The sequence below is a fragment of the Microbispora sitophila genome (genome assembly GCF_014892245.1).
In the GTDB taxonomy this organism is placed as follows: Bacteria; Actinomycetota; Actinomycetes; order Streptosporangiales; family Streptosporangiaceae; genus Microbispora; species Microbispora siamensis.
In genome coordinates this window covers 139,916-159,309 of sequence record NZ_JADBGC010000007.1, presented here as the reverse complement: position 1 = coordinate 159,309, position 19,394 = coordinate 139,916, and the positions used below count along the sequence as shown (strand labels likewise).

Sequence of the window (19,394 nt, the reverse complement as noted above, 5' to 3'; positions counted from 1 at the left end):
GCCGTGTCCTCGAAGGCCGCCGCCTCCCGGCGGCGCTGCTCGGGTCCGGCCGGCCGGGCGGCCGGGGGCGGCTGTGGGGCGGGTCCCCTGCCGGGCTGTCGCGGCGGAGCGGGCTCGCCGTACGCGTCGGATTCCCGGGGCGAGCGACGACGGCGCCCAGGGCGGGATGATCCACCGGAGCCCGAGGCGTCCTCGGGACGGCCGGTCGGCTCCGGTCCATAGCTGCTGTAAGTCACGCGTCCTCGTCAGATGTTTCGGGGAATTGATCGACGTCGGCCGGCAGGCCGGCGGGCGGTCCTCCTGGAGGTGGAGGTCGCCCTACAGAGAAGGGCCCGGGGGATCGGCTGTTCCGAGGACGAACGACACCGCCAGGTGGTTCCAGGAACAACCTTGGCAGACCTCCACCACGTAGACCCGGAATTCGCGGTATTCCCGGGCCATCGCGGTGAGCTCGGCCATCCCTTTTGCCTGGCCGGCTACTCGTCCTAGTTCATCCCCATATACGTATGTGACGTTGGTCACGTTCCTTCGTTCGCATATGGGGCACATGCGACTCGTCGGCTCTCCGTGGTACCGAGCCGCGCGCAGCAGGTATGGGTGGGCGTCGCACACGTCCCGCGCCCGCATGCGGCCGGCGCGGACGGACTGCACGGCCGCCCGCTTAGCGAGGCCGTAGTCCACGACCGACCGCTGTGACCACATGCGGCCAGATTACGACCCTTTGCCAAATCTTGCCCAACCGTTGACCCGTTGCCATCTATGACGCCCCGACGTATCCTGCGGATGTATCGAGTCGATACATCGGTCGGACACAGGGGGTGGTTCCAGTGACGGGCTCTCGTGGAGGTGTGCTGGAGCTCGCCGTCCTGGGATCGCTGCACGAAACGCCCTTGCACGGATACGAGCTGCGCAAACGGCTCAACACGCTGCTCGGCATGTTCCGTGCGTTCTCCTACGGCTCGCTGTATCCCTGCCTCAGGGGTCTGCTCAACGAGGGCCTCATCGCCGAGGAGGAGCCCCCTGAGGACACGGTCCTCGGCCGCAGGTCGAAGATCGTCTACAAGATCACGGCGGAGGGTAAGGAGCGGTTGCAGGAGCTGCTCAGCCAGTCGGGCCCGTCCTCCTGGGAGGACGAGAGCTTCGGCATCCACTTCGCCTTCTTCCGCCACACGGAGGCGGAGGTGCGGCTCCGAATCCTGGAGGGCCGCCGCAGCCGCCTGGAAGAACGCCTCGACCGCGTCCGTGAGGCTCTCGCCCGTACGAGAGAGCGACTGGACAGCTACACGCTTGAGCTCCAGCGCCATGGGCTGGAGTCGGTCGAGCGCGAGGTCCGCTGGCTGAACGAGCTGATCGACTCGGAACGGCGGAGCCGTTCGGCTCCCGGCGAGGGGGATCACCCCCCGGATCCCGCGCAAGCCGTGCAGGAAGAGACCCAGAGGGCGGACACGCCCGAGGCAGATAGGTAAAGGAGCGAGTGCTATGGGTTCGGTGCGCGTAGCCATCGTCGGTGTGGGCAACTGCGCCTCATCGCTGGTGCAGGGCGTCCACTACTACAAGGACGCGGATCCGGGCAGCCGTGTGCCGGGCCTCATGCACGTGCGGTTCGGTGACTACCACGTCGGTGACGTGGAGTTCGTCGCGGCCTTCGACGTGGACGCCAAGAAGGTCGGCCGCGACCTGTCGGAGGCCATCGTCGCCTCCGAGAACAACACGATCAAGATCTGCGACGTGCCGCCGCTCGGCGTCACCGTGCAGCGCGGCCCGACCTTCGACGGGCTGGGCACGTACTACCGCGAGATCATCGAGGAGTCGGACGAGCAGCCGGTCGACGTCGTCCAGGCGCTCAAGGACGCCCGGGTCGACGTCCTGGTGTCCTACCTCCCGGTGGGCTCGGAGGAGGCCGACCGCTTCTACGCGCAGTGCGCGATCGACGCCAAGGTGGCCTTCGTCAACGCGCTGCCGGTCTTCATCGCCTCCGACCCCGAGTGGGCCGCGAAGTTCACCGAGGCCGGCGTCCCGATCGTGGGCGACGACATCAAGTCGCAGGTCGGCGCCACCATCACGCACCGCGTGCTGGCCAAGCTGTTCGAGGACCGCGGGGTCGAGCTGCTGCGCACCTACCAGCTCAACTTCGGCGGCAACATGGACTTCATGAACATGCTGGAGCGCACCCGCCTCCAGTCCAAGAAGATCTCCAAGACTCAGTCGGTCACGTCGCAGATCCCGCACGAGATGGCCAAGGCCGACGTCCACATCGGCCCGTCCGACCACGTGCCGTGGCTGGACGACCGCAAGTGGGCCTACGTCCGCCTCGAGGGCAGGTCGTTCGGCGACACCCCGCTCAACCTGGAGTACAAGCTCGAGGTCTGGGACTCGCCCAACTCGGCCGGCATCATCATCGACGCGGTCCGCGCGGCCAAGATCGCCCTCGACCGGGGCATCGGCGGTCCGCTGCTGTCGCCCTCGTCCTACTTCATGAAGTCGCCGCCGGAGCAGTACTCCGACGACGACGCCCGCGAGGCCGTCGAGAAGTTCATCCGCGGCGAACTCGAGCGCTGACGCCCGTCGTCCACCGCGTGTCCCGCCCCGGCTCCGCTCGATGCGGACCGGGGCGGTTGCGTGTCCGCGCGCGTCTCAGCGGTTGCTGAGCGGGCGCGCTGCAGGCGGCAGGGCCGCGGCGTCGGCCACCGGCCAGGCCAGCGGGTCCGGCCCGAGCGCGACGAGTTGCGGCACCTGCTCCCGGGCCCAGGGCGAGATGTCCAGCTCCCCGCTCATCACCTCGGCGGCGAAGCGCGTCCAGGGCTCCCACCGGACCTCGCCCACCTCCTCGGCGTTGGGCGCGGCCTCTTCGGTCACGACGGCTCGGTAGACCGGGCACAGCTCGTTCTCCACCGTGCCGTTGTCCATCACGGCCCGGTAAGAGAAGCCCGGCAGGATCAGGTCGACGGACTCGACCGCCAGGCCCAGCTCGAACGCGAGGCGGCGGATCACCGCCGACGACAGCGGCTCGCCCGGCAGCGGATGCCCGCAACAGCTGTTGGTCCACGCGTCGGGCCAGGTCAGCTTCGAGCCCGCCCGCCGCGACAGCAGCACGCGGCCCCTGTGGTCGAAGACGTAACTGGAGAACGCCAGGTGCAGCGGCGTCTCGGCGCCGTGGACCGTGGACTTGGGAGCGGTGCCGATCGGGTTGCCCTCGCCGTCGACCAGCACGACATGTTCCTGTGAGGTCACTCTGCGAGAGTACGTGATCACCTTGATGCGAGTGAGACGTAGGGGGCTTTATCAGGGTTGATCCTGATGCCCGGCCCTGATCGTCCGCGTAGGCTGTCGCCGTGTCCTACGTCTCCGATCTGCGGGTGGTCCTCCGGGGCCAGAACTTCCGACGGCTTTTCGCCACACGGCTCGTCTCGCAGTTCTCGGACGGGATCTTCCAGCTCGCCGTCGGCGGCTACGCGTTCTTCAGCCCGGACCGGCAGGCCAGCGCGACCGCCATCGCGGCGGGCCTCGCGGTGCTGCTCCTGCCGTACAGCGTCCTGGGGCCCTTCGTCGGGGTGTTCATCGACCGCTGGTCGAGGCGGCAGATCCTCGTCATCGCGCCGATCGTGCGGGGGACGCTGCTGGTGCTGGCCGCCTGCCTCATCGCGGCGGGGGCCCCCGACGCCGTCTTCTACGCGGCGGCGCTCGGCGTCCTCGCGGTCAACCGCTTCTTCCTCTCGGCACTCAGCGCGGCGCTGCCGCACGTCGTGCCGTCCGAGCACCTGATGATGGCCAACGCGGTGACGCCCACCTCGGGCACGGTGGCGACGTTCGTCGGGATGGGCGCCGGCGTCGGGCTCCGCGCGATCGCCGGGTCGGACGACAGGGGCGTGGCCGTGCTGCTGGTCTGCTCCGGCCTCGTCTTCGGGCTGAGCGCGCTGATCGCGCGGACGATGGAGCGCTCCCTGCTCGGCCCCGCCTACGACCCGGACCGGCCCCAGGCCCGCGAGGCCGTACGGAACGTGCTGACAGGGCTGGTGGACGGCGCGCGGCACCTCGCGCACCGGCGTTCCGCGTCGGCGGCCCTCGGCGGCATGGCCGCTCACCGCCTCATGTTCGGCATCTCGACGGCGGCGGTGGTGATGCTGTACCGCTACAGCTTCACCTCGAACGCCGACGACGCGCTCAAGGGCATCGCGCTCGTGCTGGCCGCCGTCGGCACCGGGAGCTTCGCCGCGGTGCTGGTCACCCCGTGGGCCACCGACCGGTTCCGGATCGAGACCTGGGTCCCGATGATGCTGGTCACCTGCGGGGTCCTGGAGTTCGCGCTGTGCGCGACGTTCCAGCAGTGGGCGTTCGTGGTCGCCGGGCTCGTCATCGGCGTCGCGGGACAGAGCGTGAAGATCTGCGCGGACACCGTCGTGCAGCGCGACGTCGAGGACGCCTATCTGGGCCGCGCCTTCTCCGTGTACGACATGCTGTTCAACGGCATGACGGTGCTCGGCGCGGTGCTCGCGGCGGCGCTGCTGCCGCCCGACGGCAGGTCCTATCTCGCGCTCTCCGTGATCGGTGTCGGCTACCTGCTCGGCGCGGTGGTCTACCGGCTGATCCTGCCCTCCGCCGTACGCAGGCCGCCGGTCCCCGCCACCGAGTGACGTCCGCGACCGACTTCCGCGACCGACGTCCGCGACTGACTCAGAGCGCCGCCGTAGCGGCGACCATGGCGCCGGTGATGCGGGCGACGTCCTCCGGCGTGCAGGCGTACGGCGGCATCGTGTAGATCAGGCGGCCGAAGGGGCGCAGCCACACACCGTGCTCCATCACGATGTCCTGAATCTTCGCGACATCGACGGGCTGGTCGGTCTCGATCACGCCGATCGCGCCCAGCACCCGCACGTCCCGTACGCCGGGGGCGTCGACGGCCGGGGCGAGACCGTCGAGCAGGGCGGCCTCGATGCGCGCGACCTCCTCCCGCCAGGGCCGCTCGGCGAGCAGGTCGAGCGAGGCGCCGGCCACGGCGCAGGCGAGCGGGTTGCCCATGTAGGTCGGGCCGTGCATCAGCACGCCGATGCGGTCGGCCACCCGCGCGGTGCACAGCGTGGCGGCGAGCGTCATGTATCCGCCGGTGAGCGCCTTGCCCACGCACATGATGTCCGGCCTGATCCCGGCGTGGTCGCAGCCGAACATCTCCCCCGTACGGCCGAAGCCGGTGGCGATCTCGTCGGCGATCAACAGGACGCCGTGCTCGTCGGCCAGGTCGCGCAGCCGCCGCAGGTAGGCCGGGTGGTAGAACCGCATGCCGCCTGCGCCCTGCACGACCGGTTCCACGATGATCGCGGCGAGCCGGTCCGCGTGGGCCTCGACGACCGCGGTCAGCTCCGCCAGGTACGCCTCGTCGGGGCCGGCTTCCGTACCCCGGACCGGGGCCGGGCGGCGGCCGTAGTCGTGCGGCGGCGCCGGCGCGAAGACGTGCCGCGGGAGCATCCCGGTGAACAGGTGGTGCATGCCGTTGACCGGGTCGCAGACCGACATCGCGGCGAACGTGTCGCCGTGGTAGCCGCCCCGCACGGTCAGCAGGGTCGAGCGCCCGCTGTACTGGACCGCCATCTTGATCGCGACCTCGACCGCCACCGAGCCCGAGTCGGCGAGGAAGACGCGGTCGAGCCCGGTCATCCCGGTCAGGCGGTGCGCGAGCCGTACGGCGGGCTCGTGGGTCAGACCGCCGAACATGACGTGCGCCATGTCGTCGATCTGGTCGCGCGCGGCCCGGTTGAGCCGCGGATGGTTGTAACCGTGGATGGCCGCCCACCAGGAGGCCATGCCGTCGATCAGCTCACGGCCGTCGCCGAGCGTGATCCGCACGCCCTCCGCCCGGCGGACGACGTGCACGGGCACGCCCGACGGCACGGCCGTGTACGGGTGCCAGACGTGCTCCCGGTCCAGCCGGAGGACCTCCCCGGCGTCCACCTACGAGACGATCCCGTTGTCGTGCGCCCAGGCGAGCAGGGCCTCCCGCGCGGCTTCCTTGCCGATCATGCCCTGGTCCATGCGGACCTCCAGCATGTGCTTGTAGGCCCTGCCGACGACCGGGCCCGGCGGCACGCCGAGGATCTCCTGGATCTCGTTGCCGTCCAGCTCGGGCCGGATCTTGGCCAGCTCCTCCTCCTCGGCCAGCCGGGCGATGCGCTCCTCCAGCTGGTCGTAGGTACGCGACAGGGCCTGCGCCTTGCGCCTGTTGCGGGTGGTGCAGTCGGCCCTGGTCAGCTTGTGCAGGCGTTCGAGGAGATGTCCCCCGTCGCGGACGTAGCGGCGGACGGCGCTGTCGGTCCACTCCCCCGTCCCGTAGCCGTGGAAGCGCAGGTGCAGCTCCACGAGCCTGGACACGTCGGACACCACGTCCTTGGGGAACTTGAGCTCGGTGAGCCGCTTCTTGGCCATCTGCGCGCCGACCACCTCGTGGTGGTGGAACGACACCCGGCCGCCGGGCTCGTTGCGCCGGGTCTTCGGCTTGCCGATGTCGTGCAGCAGGGCCGCCCACCGCAGCACCCGGTCGGGGCCGGCGGTCTCCAGCCCGATGGCCTGCTCCAGCACGATCAGCGTGTGCTCGTAGACGTCCTTGTGCCGGTGGTGCTCGTCGATCTCCAGCCGCAGCTTGGGCAGCTCCGGCAGGACGTGGGCGGCGAGCCCGGTCTCCACCAGCAGCGCCAGCCCGGCCCTCGGGTGCGCGCCGAGGATCAGCTTGTCGAGCTCGTCGCGGATGCGCTCGGCCGAGACGATCTCGATGCGGCCGGACATCGCGGTCATGGCCTCGACGACCTCGGGGGCCACGGTGAACCCGAGCTGGCCGGCGAACCTGGCCGCCCGCAGCATCCGCAGCGGGTCGTCGTCGAACGACTGCTCGGGCCTGCCCGGCGTCCGCAGCGTCCTGGCGGCGAGGTCAGGCAACCCGCCGTACGGGTCGACGAACTCGTGGCTGGGCAGGCGGACGGCCATGGCGTTGACCGCGAAGTCGCGCCGGGCGAGGTCGCCGTCGAGCGAGTCGCCGTACATCACCTCGGGCTTGCGGGAGGCGGGATCGTACGACTCGCTGCGGTAGGTGGTGATCTCCAGCAGCCAACCGCCCTTGCGCACGCCGACCGTGCCGAAGTCGATCCCGATCGTCCAGACGGCGTCCGCCCAGTCCTTCACGATCTCCAGCACCCGCTCGGGGCGGGCGTCCGTGGTCAGGTCGAGGTCCTTGCTCGCGCGGCCGAGGAGGACGTCGCGGACGGAACCGCCGACCAGGGCCAGCTCGTGCCCTCGGGCCGAGAACAGCTCACCGAGCTCATCGGCGACCGGGGCGATCCGGCGGAACAGTTCGTTCACGGCGCGCTGCTGGCTGTCGCTCAGATTTGAAACGGACAAGGCTGGGTAGGTCCTTCGGTCACGGAACAGAAACTCTCCCCCGACGGCCCAGGTGTTCGGGTGTCACCCAGGGGAGACACACTTAGCGATCACCAGGCCACGGACGGTTCGGGGGCGCTGGACGACGCAAGGAGCACAAGAGATGAAAGACGCTCTCGCGATTCACCGCTGGCTCCTCGCCCACCAGATCCACCATGAGATCGTACGTCTTCCGCGCCCGTTGACATGCTCGGACGAGCTTCCCGAGGTGCTGGGGGTCACTCCCGAGACGTGCCTGTGCGTGTCGCTGTTCGAGGTGTCGGCGCGCGGGCGGACACACGAGGTGGCCGTGGTGAGCGCGGTGAACTCCTGTCCCGGGCCGGCGGCGGTGGGCGCCGTCCTGCGCGCCCACAGGGTAACCCCCGCGTCCGCCTTCACCGTCAACTCCGCCACCGACTACGCGCACGGCCTGGTCTGCCCACTGCTGCTGCCCGACGATCTGACCGTCCTGGTGGACCAGCGCCTGATGGAGCGCATCGATCCCGACGAGGTCGTCCACACCGCGACCGGCGAGCGCCGCACCGCGTTGCGAGTGCGCGCCATCCACCTGTTCGACCTGGTGGCGGCCAAGCCCGTCGACCTGACCGTCACCCAGCGGAGGGGTCTGGCGAGCCTGGCGAGTCCTATGCGGACCGCGTAGCCAATAGCATTCTGGACGTGCGCCGTACCTCACCGCCGGCCGGCACATGATCCGTAAGGCCGCGCTGCTGACATTGCTGACCGCCCTGCTCGCCTCCCCCGCGGGCATGGCCGGTACGGCTGTCGCGGCTCCTCCTCCGGGTCGTGTCGCGGCCGCGGCTCCGGCCGATCCGCTCCTCGTCAGCGAGATCACGCCGGAGGTCGTGCGCGTCGCCGCCGCCCCCATAACGGTCTCGGGGTCCTTCTCAGGCACGCCGGGGTCCTCCGTGCGGGTCGCCGTCCGTTACTCCAGCGGCCGGCCGTTCGCCTCCCGCGCCGAGATGGCGGCCTACCTGTCGGAGCAGGGGTATGCCACCACCAACTGGAGCACCAGAGTCCAGGCCACGGCGCTCGACCAGTCGGGAAAGCTTCCCTTCCGGTTCACCGTGACCCCCGTAGAGCTGGGCATGCCCCGGCCCGGGGTCTATCCCTTCGAGATCGAGGTGACGGACGCGGCGACCGGGCAGCGGCTCGGAATCGAGCGGACCTTCCTGACGTACGCCCCCAAGGGCGAGCAGATCCCCAAGGTCAAGCTGGCCGTCGCCCTGCCGATCGTGGACCGGCCCCATCGCGCCGACGACGCGACGTTCATGGACGACGACCTGTCCGCCTCGCTCGCCTCCGGCCGCCTGGCGTCGCTGCTCCAGACCGCACAGGACACCGGCGACGGGGTGACCTGGTTCGTCGACCCCGCCCTGCTCGACGACGTCCGCGTCCTGTCCTCCGGCACCAGGAGCGTGCGCGGCACGCGCAAGAACGCCGACCCGGCCGCCGGCCAGTGGCTGAACGGCCTGCGCAGCGCGCTGACGGACAAGACCGTCCTCGCCACGCCGTACGCCGACCCGGACGTGGCCGCGCTGGTCCACCACGGCCTCGACAAGCAGGCCGCGGCGTCCATCCAGCGCGGGGCGTCGCTCGCGAGCGAACTGCTCGGCCGGCAGATCCGCGGCACCACGGCGTGGCCGGCCGGCGGCAAGATCGACCGCGACGCGGTGGACGAGCTGGCGATGTCGGGCGTGACGTCCGTGCTGCTGTCGGCGGACGCGCTGCCGCCGCGGGCCACTGGGCAGGACACAGGGCAGGAGGCGCTGCAGAACGGACAGCCCGTTCCCCCGCCCGCGCAGACCACTCCCGACGGAGCGGCCAGGCTCGACACCGTCGCGGACAACCCGCTCACCGCGCTGCTGGCCGACCCCACGCTCAGCGAGGTCCTCGGCGGGAACGTGTCCGCCCCCGGCGCCGCGATGCTCGCGCGGCAGCGGTTCCTCGCCGAGACCGCGATGATCGCCTTCGAGCAGCAGAACCAGCAGACGGGCCAGTTCGGACAGGCCGGCCAGAGCGGGCAGACCGGGCAGGGCCCGACCGCGAAGACGGCCACGCGCACAGTGATCGCGGCCCCCGAGTCCCACCTGTGGACTCCCGACCCGGCGTTCGTCTCCAGCCTCCTGCAGGCCGCCTCCAGCGCCCCCTGGCTGCGCATGACCTCGCTCGAATCGGTCAAGCCGGGCCGGGCCGGGGTGCCGCGCGGCGACCTGACGTACACCGAGCGCGACCGCCAGGCCGAACTGAGCCGCTCCTACCTCGCCACCGTACGCAAGCTGGAGCGCAAGGCCGACGCCGTGGCCACCGTCACCGAGGAGCACACGGACGTCTTCCACACGGCCATACTCCGGCTGGCCTCGGCCTCCTGGCGGAGCGACGGCAAGCGGGCGCTGTCCTTCGCCGGGCAGGTGCAGAAGGCGATCGACGAGCGCATCGACGACGTGTCCGTGCTCGACACCCCCCGCGCGGTCGCGGGAAGCAACGGCCAGGTTCCGGTCAGCGTGGCCAACAACCTGGACAAGGACATCGAGATCAAGATCCGGGTCACCTCGGGCAGCAAGGCCCGGCTGGCCATCGACTGGGACAAGGGCGTCTACACGACCCCCACCACCAAGATCCTCGCGGGCCGCAGCCAGCTCGTGAACGTGCCGGTGATCGTACGCAACGGCGGCGGGGACGCGAGCATCGCGGTGCAGCTCCTGACCGCCGACGGCGCGAAGTACGGCGGGCCGGTGCGCGTCGTCGTGCGGGCGACCGGCTACACCGGCATCGCCCTCGTCATCGTGGGGGCGGCCGTGGTCATCATGCTGGCCGCCGTGGTGATGCGCATCCTGCGCCGCAGGTCGCGCAAGGCGTTCCCGTTCGACGGGCCGAATGACGAGGAGGGCCCGCCCGGCGACCGGCAGGGAGCCGTCCCGGCCGACCGGACCCAGTCGCCGTAGTCTGGGTCGCCGTAGTCTGGACCACCCTCAAGTCCGGGACCACTGGAGGAAGGCGGCCACCCGATTCCGGCCGCCGTGAACCGAAGGACAACCATGAGCAGGATGCTGCGGGCCAGCGCGATCATGGCGGCCGGGACGATGGTCTCGCGGCTCACCGGCTTCGTCCGCACGGCGATGCTCGCCGCGGCCATCGGCACCGTCGCCCTCGGCGACGCCTACAACGCGGCCTACCAGATCCCCTACATCCTGCTCGACCTGCTGCTCCAGGGCGTCCTCAGCGCCGTGGTCGTGCCGGTGATCGTTCGGGCGCAGAAGCGGGACCCCGACGGAGGCCAGGCGTTCGAGCAGCGGCTGATGACGCTGGCCGTGGTGGTGCTGACGGCCGTCGCGGTGATCGGCGTGCTGCTGGCCCGGCCGATCATGGAGCTCTACACCGCCTCGAACTGGTCCGATGACAAGGTGGAGGTGGCCACCACACTGGCCAGGTTCCTGCTCCCGCAGATCGCGTTCTTCGGGATCGGATCGCTGGCCGGCGCGATCCTGAACACGCGGGACAGGTTCGCCGCGCCCATGTGGGCACCGGTGCTCAACAACATCGTGGTCATGGGAGTCCTGGCCGCCTACTACGTCGTCGGGACGTCCGACATCGAGAAGGTGAGCGAGCGCGACCTCATGCTGCTCGGGCTCGGCACCACCGCGGGCATCGTGGCCCAGGCGCTGGTCCTGATCGTCTCGCTGCACCGGGCCGGGTTCCGGTTCCGCCCGCGGTTCGGGGTGCGCAACACCGGGCTCGGGGAGGCGGCCAGGACCGCCGTGTGGACGTTCGCCTTCGTCGGCATCAACCAGATCGGGTTCTGGGTCACCACCAAGCTCGCCACCGGCGCCGGCGACCGGGCGCCGGGCGCCGGCAACAGCGCGTGGGCGTACGCGTTCCAGCTCTTCCAGCTCCCGTACGGGATCATCGCGGTGTCGGTGATCACGGCGATGCTGCCCAGGATGAGCAGGCTCGTGGCGGACGGGGACTTCGCCACGGCCCGCGGGGAGTTCTCCTCCGGGGTGCGGCTGGTCTCCTCCGTCATCGTCCCGGCGGGACTGCTGCTGATGGTGCTCGGCCCGGCGGTCACCACGCTGATCTTCTCGTGGGGCCACATGACGACGGCCAACGCGATCTACATCGGCCATGTCCTGCAGGTGTTCGGCGTCGCACTCGTACCGTTCTCGATCTTCCAGCTCCTGCTGCGGGTCTTCTACAGCTTCGGCGACACCCGCACCCCCGCGATCATGGCGGCGGTGAACGTGGTCATCAACGCGTCGCTCAGCCTCGTCGCCTACTTCACGCTCCCCGACCGGTACATCGTCATCGGACTGGCGTTCGCCTACCTGGTCACGTACGTCGCGCTGACCGGGGTCGCGTGGGTGCTGGCGAGCCGGAAGATCGGCGGGCTCGGCGGCCGGGAGATCACCGCCGGCCTGGGCCGGATGTACGCGGCGGCCATCCCCGCCGCCGCGCTGGCGCTGGCGGTCCTGTGGCTGGCCAGGGAGGTCACCTCCATCACTCCGGTCACCTCGGCCGTGGTGCTCGTGGTGGGCGGCGGCGCCGGGCTGATGCTGTACATGCTGGCCGCGCACCGGCTGCGGGTGCCCGAGGTCCGCTCCATCATTGGACTTGTCGCAAGCCGGGTAGGACGGTAAGAGTCCTCAAGAACGACCGGCAACTGGAAGGTAACCCGAAAGTCCGATTCGGACGTCTTCGATCGGGAAGGCGGGCACAAGCGGCACGGCACTAGCATGGTGCGCCAGGGAGTGTTGAGACACACCCAGGGAACGTCCCGCAGACCTTGCCCTACCGATGGATTCGGCCGGGCGGGCGACGCGAGGCGGAGGAGGACCGGGCGGCGGCGCCGCGCGGGCCGATTCCGGCCCCGCGGATGCTCGTCTCCGGGGTCTCGCCGACCCGGCGGTGCTCCGCTCGGCGACCGCGGCAGGCAGGAGGTCTTAGGGGCGCGATCTGGAGTTTCGGACCGGCGAGCGGAAGCGGGAAGGCGTGGGCGGAACCACCCGGCATCGGCTGATGCATGCCGACGGGCCGCGGAGCGGGGCGGCCGCATGAGCATGTCCACGGTCGAACCGGGGACCCGGCTGGCGGATCGGTTCCGCCTGGAGGACAGGGTCCACGAATCCGGCGGCGCGACCCTGTGGAAGGCCCTGGACGAGATCCTCGCCCGCCCGGTCGCGGTCCACACGTTCGCGCCCGATTTCTCCCGGGTGCAGGAGGTGGTCACCGCCGCCCGCCTGGCGAGCCGCCTGACCGACCCCCGCCTCACCCAGGTCTTCGACGCGGCCGACGAGGACGGCACGGCGTACGTCGTGAGCGAGTGGGTCAGCGGAGACTCGCTCCTCGACCTGCTGGAGAGCGGGCCCATCGAGCCGGAGCGCGGCGCGGCCCTGGTCGCCGAGGCCGCCGAGGCCCTGGCGCACGCGCACGCGGCCGGGCTCACCCACCTGCACCTGACTCCCGGCCGTCTGGTCTGGACGAGCGGCGGCACGGTGAAGCTCCTCGGGCTCGCCGTCGACGCCGCGATCCTCGACCTCAGCAGCGACGACCCCGCCCGGGAGGACGCCGAGGGGCTGGGCCGCCTGCTCTACGCGGCGCTGACCGGCCACTGGCCCGGCGACTCCGACTGCGGGCTGCCCGCCGCGCCCCTGGACGACGGCAAGATCTGCACGCCCCGGCAGGTCACCGCCGGGGTCCCCGGCTACCTGGACGCCATCACCTGCCGCGCGCTGCTGCAGGAGCCGCGACGAGGGCAGCCGCCGCTGGCCACCCCGGCCGACGTGGCCGAGGCGCTCGCCGAGGTGCCCCGCCCCGCGCCGGCCCCCGTCACCACCGCGCCGCCCGCGCTGAACCTGCGCAGCGAGGCGCCGGACGGGCTGGGCGGGTCCACCATGGCGCCCCACATGCCCTCGCATATGTCGCCCCAGATGACGATGGCCCCTCCGCCGCGCCCGCAGACCGGCACCGCGAGCAAGATCCTGCTGACCGTCATCGTCCTGCTCGTGATGGCGGCCGTCGGCGTGGGTGCCTGGACCGTGGGCAAGAACCTCGGCAACACCCCGAGGGGCGTGGCCCAGTCGGACTCCGCCGCGTCTCCCTCCCCCTCGCGCAAGCCGGTCACCGTCAAGCCGGTGAGCGCGACCGGCTTCGACCCCCTCGGTCCGGACCGCGCCGAGAAGCCGGAGTTCGCCCCGCTCGCCATCGACGGCAAGCCGTCCACCGACTGGCACACCGACAGTTACAGCAGCGCCGACCTGGGACGGCTCAAGGACGGCGTCGGGCTCATCCTCGACATGGGCAAGCCGGTCCCCGTCGCCGACGTGGTCGTCTCCCTGGGCAACGCGGGCGGCTCGACGGTGCAGCTCAAGGTGGGCGACGCGGCGGAGCTGTCCTCGTTGAAGACCGTGGCGGAGAAGAAGGGCGCGTCGGGTTCGGTGACGCTCACCCCGGAAAAGGCCACTACGGGTCAGTACGTTTTGATCTGGTTCACCCGGCTTCCCCCCTACAACGGGCAGTATCGTGGCACTATCTACGAAGTAACGGTGCATTCCCCAGGATCGGCATAGCAGGGACTTGTGAATTCCCCACCAGACAATCCCCCGACGGCTGAGCACGCGCGACGCGCGATGCCCGATGCCGATCTGCTGGCCCGCCATCTCGGCGGCGACCCCCACGCGTTCAGCGAGATCGTCAGGCGGCACCGCGACCGGATGTGGGCGGTCGCCCTGCGTACGCTCGGCGATCCCGACGAGGCCGCCGACGCGGTCCAGGACGCGTTCGTCTCGGCGTACAGGAAGGCGGACAGCTTCCGCGGCGAGGCGGCGGTCACGACGTGGCTCCACCGCATCGTGGTCAACGCCTGCCTCGACCGCATGCGCCGCAAATCCGTGCGCCCCGTCGCCGACGACGAGCTCATCGAGGCCGCGGAGCGCGAGGTCCCGGCCACCGACCAGGCGGGCGAGCGCGAGGTCTCCCTCGAGGTCACGGCGGCGCTCAAGCTGCTGCCGCCCGACCAGAGGGCGGCGCTCGTGCTTGTCGACATGATGGGGTACGCGGTGGACGACGCGGCGGCGGTGCTGGGCGTCCCGCCGGGCACCGTGAAGAGCCGCTGTGCGCGGGGCCGCGCCAAACTCGCCCCGATTCTTTCGCATCTGCGGAACCGATCTGACCTCACTCGCGTCTCATCCGGGAAGGGAGCAGAACTTCGTGACGGGTGACACGCACTACGACCTGGAGGTTCTCGCCGAACTGGCAGAGGGTCTCCTCGACGACACCACGGCCCGGCGGGTCCGCGAGCATCTCGCGGTCTGCGACCCCTGCGGGGAGAGTCTCGCCGACCTGGCCGCGGTCCGCGAGGTCCTGGCGGCGCTGCCGGTGCCGGCGATGCCTCTGGGCGTCGCCAGGCGCATCGACCAGGCGCTGGCCGCCGAGGCCCCGGACTGGGACCGCGTCCTGCGGGACGCCCCATGGGACGCTCCACGGGAGACTGCCCCGTGGGACAGCGCGCCATGGGAAAGCGTTCCGTGGGAGACGGTCGATCCTCCGGTCGCGACCCCGGTGGGAACCACCGCGGAAACCGCTCTGGAGACGCACGTGGAGCCGGAGCGCGAACCGGCGCCTGTCGCCGCGACCGCGGCTCCACTGGGTGTCGTCGCCGACGACGGGACGATCGTGCCGGCCAGGCGCCGTTCCGGGACGCGTACGGCGGGCCGCAAGGCGTCCAGGCGGCGCACGTGGGCGCTACCGGCCGCGGTCGCCGCGGCGGCGGCCGTCGTGATCGGGAGCGGCGGTCTCGCGACCGGCCTGCTGTCGTTCGGCGACTCGCCGTCCCAGCCGGTGGTGAGCCAGGCCGAACCCGGCCAGAGCCCGGCCAAGGTCCAGGCGCTGACCTACTCGACCTACGCGAGCGGCCACAACTACACCAGCCGGGAGCTGCGCGGGCCGCTGCTGGGTTACTTCGGCGTGGCGCCCGGCTCGGGCACCAACGACGACGAGGACCTCGACACCTGCGTCAAGCGGTTCTCGACTGAGCTCGACCGCACGCCGATCGGCGTCGACAAGGCGCTCTACAACGGCAACGAGGCCACGGTGATGGCGTTCTGGGAGGACAAGAGCAGCAACGCCGTCCGGGTGGTCGTGGTGGACTCGCAGTGCCACAAGCTGCGGCCCGAGGTTCTGGCCTCCTGGAAGTGACCACGCGGCGCGAGCCATACCATCAGCAGTGACGAAGCCCCCCGCGACCTCCGGGGGGCTTCGCCGTATCGGGGACAGGCACGGGAATGACCGGGGCCTAGGATCTGTTGACGGCACTGCACATCAACCGGGAGCGAAGAAGGCGGGTCCGTTGAGCGACGTTCGTAACGTGATCATCATCGGGTCGGGGCCGGCCGGCTACACGGCGGCCGTCTACACCGCGCGCGCGGACCTCAAGCCTCTCGTCTTCGAGGGGTCGGTCACCGCCGGCGGGGCGTTGATGAACACGACCGATGTGGAGAACTTCCCCGGGTTCCCCGACGGCATCATGGGCCCGGACCTGATGGACAACTTCCGCAAGCAGGCCGAGCGGTTCGGCGCCGAACTGGTGGCCGACGACGTGGTCGAGGTGGACCTCGAGGCGAACCCGAAGGTCGTCAAGACCTACACCGACACCTACTACGCCAAGGCGGTGATCCTGGCCACCGGGTCGCGCTACCGCGAGCTCGGGCTGGAGAACGAGAAGCGGCTGTCGGGGCGGGGCGTGTCGTGGTGCGCCACCTGTGACGGGTTCTTCTTCCGCGACCAGGACATCGTGGTCGTCGGCGGCGGCGACACGGCGATGGAGGAGGCGATCTTCCTGACCCGGTTCGCGAAGTCGGTGACGGTGATCCACCGCCGCGACTCACTGCGCGCCAGCAAGATCATGCAGGATCGGGCGTTCGCGAACGAGAAGATCCGCTTCGTCTGGGACAGCGAGATCGCCGACGTGCTCGGTGAGGAGCGGATCTCCGGCGTACGGGTGCGCAACGTCAAGACCGGCGAGGAGTCCGACCTGCCGGTGGGCGGCCTGTTCGTCGCGATCGGGCACGAGCCGCGTACCGAGCTGCTCAAGGGCCAGATCGATCTGGACGAGCAGGGGTACATCGTGGTCGATTCGCCGTCGACGCGGACGAACATCGACGGGGTGTTCGCGGCCGGGGACGTCGTCGACCACATCTATCGTCAGGCGATCACGGCGGCCGGGACCGGATGTGCGGCGGCGCTGGACGCCGAGCGCTGGCTGACGCTGAACGCCTGAGTCCCGACATCGGGAATGCGGGGACTGTCCCCGCGGTTGTCTGCACCGCCACACCACTCACGCAAGGGGAGAGATACCGTGGGCGCGATCAAGAGCGTGACGGACGCGAGCTTCGAGGCCGAGGTCCTCAAGAGCGACAAGCCGGTTCTGGTCGACTTCTGGGCCGAGTGGTGCGGTCCGTGCCGTCAGGTCGGGCCGATCCTCGAGGAGATCGCCGCCGAGAACGCCGACAAGCTGACCATCGTCAAGCTGAACATCGACGAGAACCCGGTCACGCCGCGGGACTACGGTGTGCTCCAGATTCCGACGATGAACGTCTACAAGGGTGGCGAGGTCGTCAAGCAGATCATCGGCGCCAAGCCGAAGGCCATGCTGCTGCGCGAGCTCGACGGGGTCATCTGACACCGTTCCCGCCGGCACCACCCGAAGAGCCCCCCGTGCGTGCGGCGCGGGGGGCTCCCGCGTCCTCCGGTGCTTGTGGGACCCCTGGAAGCCCCTCAGACGGGCCGCAGGGCCCGCTCCGGGGACATCGACCCCAGCAGGCGCTCCAGCGCCACCTCGACGTCCTCACGCCACGACACGGCCGTCTTGAGCTCCAGCCGGAGCCGGGGGAAGCGCAGATGCGGGCGCACGGTCTTGAACCCGACCGACAGCAGGTAGTCCGCCGGTAGCACGCAGCCGCCCGGCTGCTCCCACTTCAGGTCGCCGAACGCCTCGATCGCCCGTACGCCACGGCGGGTCAGGTCCTTGGCGACGCCCTGCACGAGCATCCGTCCCAGCCCGCCGCCGGTGAACTCCGGCACGATGTGCGCGGTCATCAGCAGCACGGCGTCCGAGCTGACCGGGGACGTGGGGAACGCGACCGAGCGCGGGACGTACAACGGCGGGGCGTAGAGCACGAACCCGGCCGCCACGCCGTCGACGTAGGCGATCTTCCCGCAGCTCCCCCATTCAAGAAGGGTCGCCGAGATCCACGCCTCCTTCTCCAGGCCCGGGTCGCCCGCCTCCACGGCACGCTCGCCACTGACGGGGTCGAGCTCCCAGAACACGCACCGCCGGCACCGGCGCGGCAGGTCATCGAGATTGTCGAGGGTGACATTGACCAGCCGACGCGACACGTGATGCCCCAATCCCCGTCAGGAGTCCTGCCAGAAAAGCGCGCGAATACGGCGTCTCCAGCTCGCATCGTAACTCAGCGGAAGGGCGGGAGCGGGTGCGCCACAACGGCCGCCGGCGACCAATAAAGGGGTTGGCCAGGCCGAAACCAGTGGTGCGGGAATGCAAGAAAAGGGGCCCTTGATGGTCAATACCCTGTTGTGATCGGAGTGGCGCGTTACCGTACTCTGGATTTCTCGGCTACGTGATCGGAGGTGGACCGTGGCACAAGAGCTTGATCACGGTCGGACGAACGCGACCCATGGGTCGCGCATTGACGCCTACGTCGACAGGTACGCCGCCCGCGCCGCCGGGATGGTCGCCTCCGAGATCCGAGCTCTCTTCGCCGTCGCGTCGAGGCCCGAGGTGGTCTCGCTCGCCGGCGGCATGCCGTACGTCAACGCGCTCCCCCTCGACCTCGTCAGCGAGCTCGTCGCCGACCTGGTCACCTCGCGCGGCTCGGTGGCCCTGCAGTACGGCTCCGGGCAGGGCGACCCCGCCCTGCGCGAGCAGATCTGCGAGGTCATGCGCATGGAGGGCATCGAGGCGAACGCCGACGACGTGGTCGTCACGGTGGGCTCGCAGCAGGCGCTCGACCTGATCACCCGGATCTTCATCGACCCCGGCGACGTCGTGCTCGCCGAGGGACCCTCGTACGTCGGGGCGCTCGGAACGTTCAGCGCCTACCAGGCCAAGGTCGTGCACATCGCCATGGACGACCAGGGCCTCATCCCCGAGGCCCTCGCGCAGACCATCTACGCGCTCCATGCGGCCGGCAACCGGATCAAGTTCCTCTACACGATCCCCAACTTCCAGAACCCGGCCGGCGTGACGCTGAACGAGGTGCGCCGCCGTCAGGTGCTGGAGATCTGTCGCCGCGCCGGGGTCCTCGTGGTGGAGGACAACCCGTACGGCCTGCTCGGGTTCGACGGGGAACCGATGCGGGCACTGCGGGCCGACGACCCCGAGGGCGTGGTCTACCTCGGCTCGTTCTCCAAGACCCTCGCCCCCGGCTTCCGCGTCGGCTGGGCCCTCGCCCCGCACGCCGTACGCGACAAGCTGGTCCTGGCGATGGAGTCGGCGGTGCTGTCGCACTCGTCCTTCACCCAGCTCGCCGTCGGCCAGTATCTCGCCACCCAGCCGTGGCGCGAGCAGATCAAGTCGTTCCGTGAGCTGTACCGCGAGCGGCGTGACGCGCTCCTGGGCGCGCTCGAAGTGCTCATGCCGCCCGGCTGCACGTGGACCCGCCCCGCCGGCGGGTTCTTCGTCTGGGTGACGCTCCCCGAGGGGCTCAACTCCAAGGCGATCCTCCCCCGTGCGGTCGCCGAGCGGGTCGCGTTCGTGCCGGGCACCGGCTTCTACTCCGACGGCGGCGGCTCGCGGAACATGCGTCTGTCGTTCTGCTACCCCGAGCCCGACCGCATCAAGGAGGGCGTGCGCCGCCTGGCCGGTGTGATCGAGCAGGAGCTCAGGCTGCGGGACACGTTCGGCACGGGCTCCATGCCGGGGCACGCCGGCGTCGACACCCCCGGCCCGGATCTCGCCTAGA

The 19,394-nt window shown here is 70.5% G+C and carries 17 protein-coding genes; 12 read left to right on the top strand and 5 right to left on the bottom strand.

What is annotated here, in order from left to right:
* Window positions 1–318: 318 nt before the first annotated feature.
* The gene (locus IL992_RS14745) at window positions 319–702 is read right to left on the bottom strand and encodes a DUF5318 family protein (RefSeq protein ID WP_079314225.1); all 384 of its coding nucleotides are present in this window, start codon (window positions 700–702) and stop codon (window positions 319–321) included.
* Window positions 703–827: 125 nt separating this feature from the next.
* On the opposite strand from IL992_RS14745, the gene IL992_RS14740 reads away from it, so the two are divergent.
* Together IL992_RS14740 and IL992_RS14735 are read left to right on the top strand one after the other, a co-directional pair.
* Window positions 828–1,466, top strand: a complete 639-nt coding sequence (locus IL992_RS14740) for a PadR family transcriptional regulator (RefSeq protein WP_030508612.1) — start codon at window positions 828–830, stop codon at window positions 1,464–1,466.
* Between the two features lie 13 nt (window positions 1,467–1,479).
* Window positions 1,480–2,559 (top strand): inositol-3-phosphate synthase, encoded by a 1,080-nt coding sequence (locus IL992_RS14735; protein ID WP_193203921.1) that lies wholly within the window; start codon window positions 1,480–1,482, stop codon window positions 2,557–2,559.
* A gap of 75 nt (window positions 2,560–2,634) precedes the next feature.
* Here the strand turns inward: IL992_RS14735 and idi are convergent, their stop codons facing one another.
* Window positions 2,635–3,231, bottom strand: a complete 597-nt coding sequence (gene idi, locus IL992_RS14730; RefSeq protein WP_193203920.1) for an isopentenyl-diphosphate Delta-isomerase — start codon at window positions 3,229–3,231, stop codon at window positions 2,635–2,637.
* A 101-nt stretch (window positions 3,232–3,332) separates the two neighbouring features.
* On the opposite strand from idi, the gene IL992_RS14725 reads away from it, so the two are divergent.
* Window positions 3,333–4,631, top strand: coding sequence for an MFS transporter (locus tag IL992_RS14725; RefSeq protein ID WP_193203919.1), 1,299 nt, complete (start codon window positions 3,333–3,335; stop codon window positions 4,629–4,631).
* Window positions 4,632–4,671: 40 nt separating this feature from the next.
* Here the strand turns inward: IL992_RS14725 and IL992_RS14720 are convergent, their stop codons facing one another.
* Both IL992_RS14720 and IL992_RS14715 read right to left on the bottom strand, forming a co-directional pair.
* Complete coding sequence (locus IL992_RS14720) at window positions 4,672–5,943, bottom strand: adenosylmethionine--8-amino-7-oxononanoate transaminase (protein WP_193203918.1); 1,272 nt, start codon at window positions 5,941–5,943, stop codon at window positions 4,672–4,674.
* Window positions 5,944–7,380 (bottom strand): CCA tRNA nucleotidyltransferase, encoded by a 1,437-nt coding sequence (locus IL992_RS14715; RefSeq protein WP_193203917.1) that lies wholly within the window; start codon window positions 7,378–7,380, stop codon window positions 5,944–5,946.
* A gap of 142 nt (window positions 7,381–7,522) precedes the next feature.
* Here IL992_RS14715 and IL992_RS14710 point away from each other — a divergent pair, with 142 nt between their 5' ends.
* The 8 genes from IL992_RS14710 to trxA all read left to right on the top strand — a co-directional run bounded on the left by IL992_RS14710 (window position 7,523) and on the right by trxA (window position 17,092).
* Complete coding sequence (locus IL992_RS14710) at window positions 7,523–8,059, top strand: aminoacyl-tRNA deacylase (protein WP_193203916.1); 537 nt, start codon at window positions 7,523–7,525, stop codon at window positions 8,057–8,059.
* Window positions 8,060–8,105: 46 nt separating this feature from the next.
* Window positions 8,106–10,361, top strand: a complete 2,256-nt coding sequence (locus IL992_RS14705; RefSeq protein WP_193203915.1) for a hypothetical protein — start codon at window positions 8,106–8,108, stop codon at window positions 10,359–10,361.
* A 93-nt stretch (window positions 10,362–10,454) separates the two neighbouring features.
* On the top strand, window positions 10,455–12,053 hold the full coding sequence (murJ, locus tag IL992_RS14700; RefSeq protein WP_193203914.1) for a murein biosynthesis integral membrane protein MurJ: 1,599 nt from the start codon (window positions 10,455–10,457) through the stop codon (window positions 12,051–12,053).
* A 414-nt stretch (window positions 12,054–12,467) separates the two neighbouring features.
* Window positions 12,468–13,982 carry a protein kinase family protein gene (locus IL992_RS14695; protein ID WP_193203913.1) on the top strand — a complete coding sequence of 505 codons (1,515 nt, stop codon included), beginning with the start codon at window positions 12,468–12,470 and terminating at the stop codon, window positions 13,980–13,982.
* 60 nt (window positions 13,983–14,042) lie between these two features.
* Entirely contained in the window at window positions 14,043–14,633 is a 591-nt protein-coding gene (gene sigM / locus IL992_RS14690) for an RNA polymerase sigma factor SigM (RefSeq protein WP_193203912.1), read from the top strand.
* A complete protein-coding gene (locus IL992_RS14685; RefSeq protein ID WP_193203911.1) occupies window positions 14,623–15,609 on the top strand; it encodes an anti-sigma factor family protein in 987 nt (328 codons plus the stop codon). Before sigM ends, IL992_RS14685 begins: the two co-directional genes overlap by 11 nt.
* Window positions 15,610–15,760: 151 nt before the next feature.
* Entirely contained in the window at window positions 15,761–16,690 is a 930-nt protein-coding gene (trxB, locus tag IL992_RS14680; RefSeq protein WP_193203910.1) for a thioredoxin-disulfide reductase, read from the top strand.
* Window positions 16,691–16,768: 78 nt separating this feature from the next.
* Complete coding sequence (trxA, locus tag IL992_RS14675; protein ID WP_030508599.1) at window positions 16,769–17,092, top strand: thioredoxin; 324 nt, start codon at window positions 16,769–16,771, stop codon at window positions 17,090–17,092.
* 95 nt (window positions 17,093–17,187) lie between these two features.
* Here the strand turns inward: trxA and IL992_RS14670 are convergent, their stop codons facing one another.
* Window positions 17,188–17,808 carry a GNAT family N-acetyltransferase gene (locus IL992_RS14670; protein ID WP_142573380.1) on the bottom strand — a complete coding sequence of 207 codons (621 nt, stop codon included), beginning with the start codon at window positions 17,806–17,808 and terminating at the stop codon, window positions 17,188–17,190.
* A 352-nt stretch (window positions 17,809–18,160) separates the two neighbouring features.
* On the opposite strand from IL992_RS14670, the gene IL992_RS14665 reads away from it, so the two are divergent.
* Window positions 18,161–19,393, top strand: coding sequence for an aminotransferase-like domain-containing protein (locus IL992_RS14665; protein ID WP_193204108.1), 1,233 nt, complete (start codon window positions 18,161–18,163; stop codon window positions 19,391–19,393).
* The last annotated feature ends 1 nt before the right edge of the window (window position 19,394 follow it).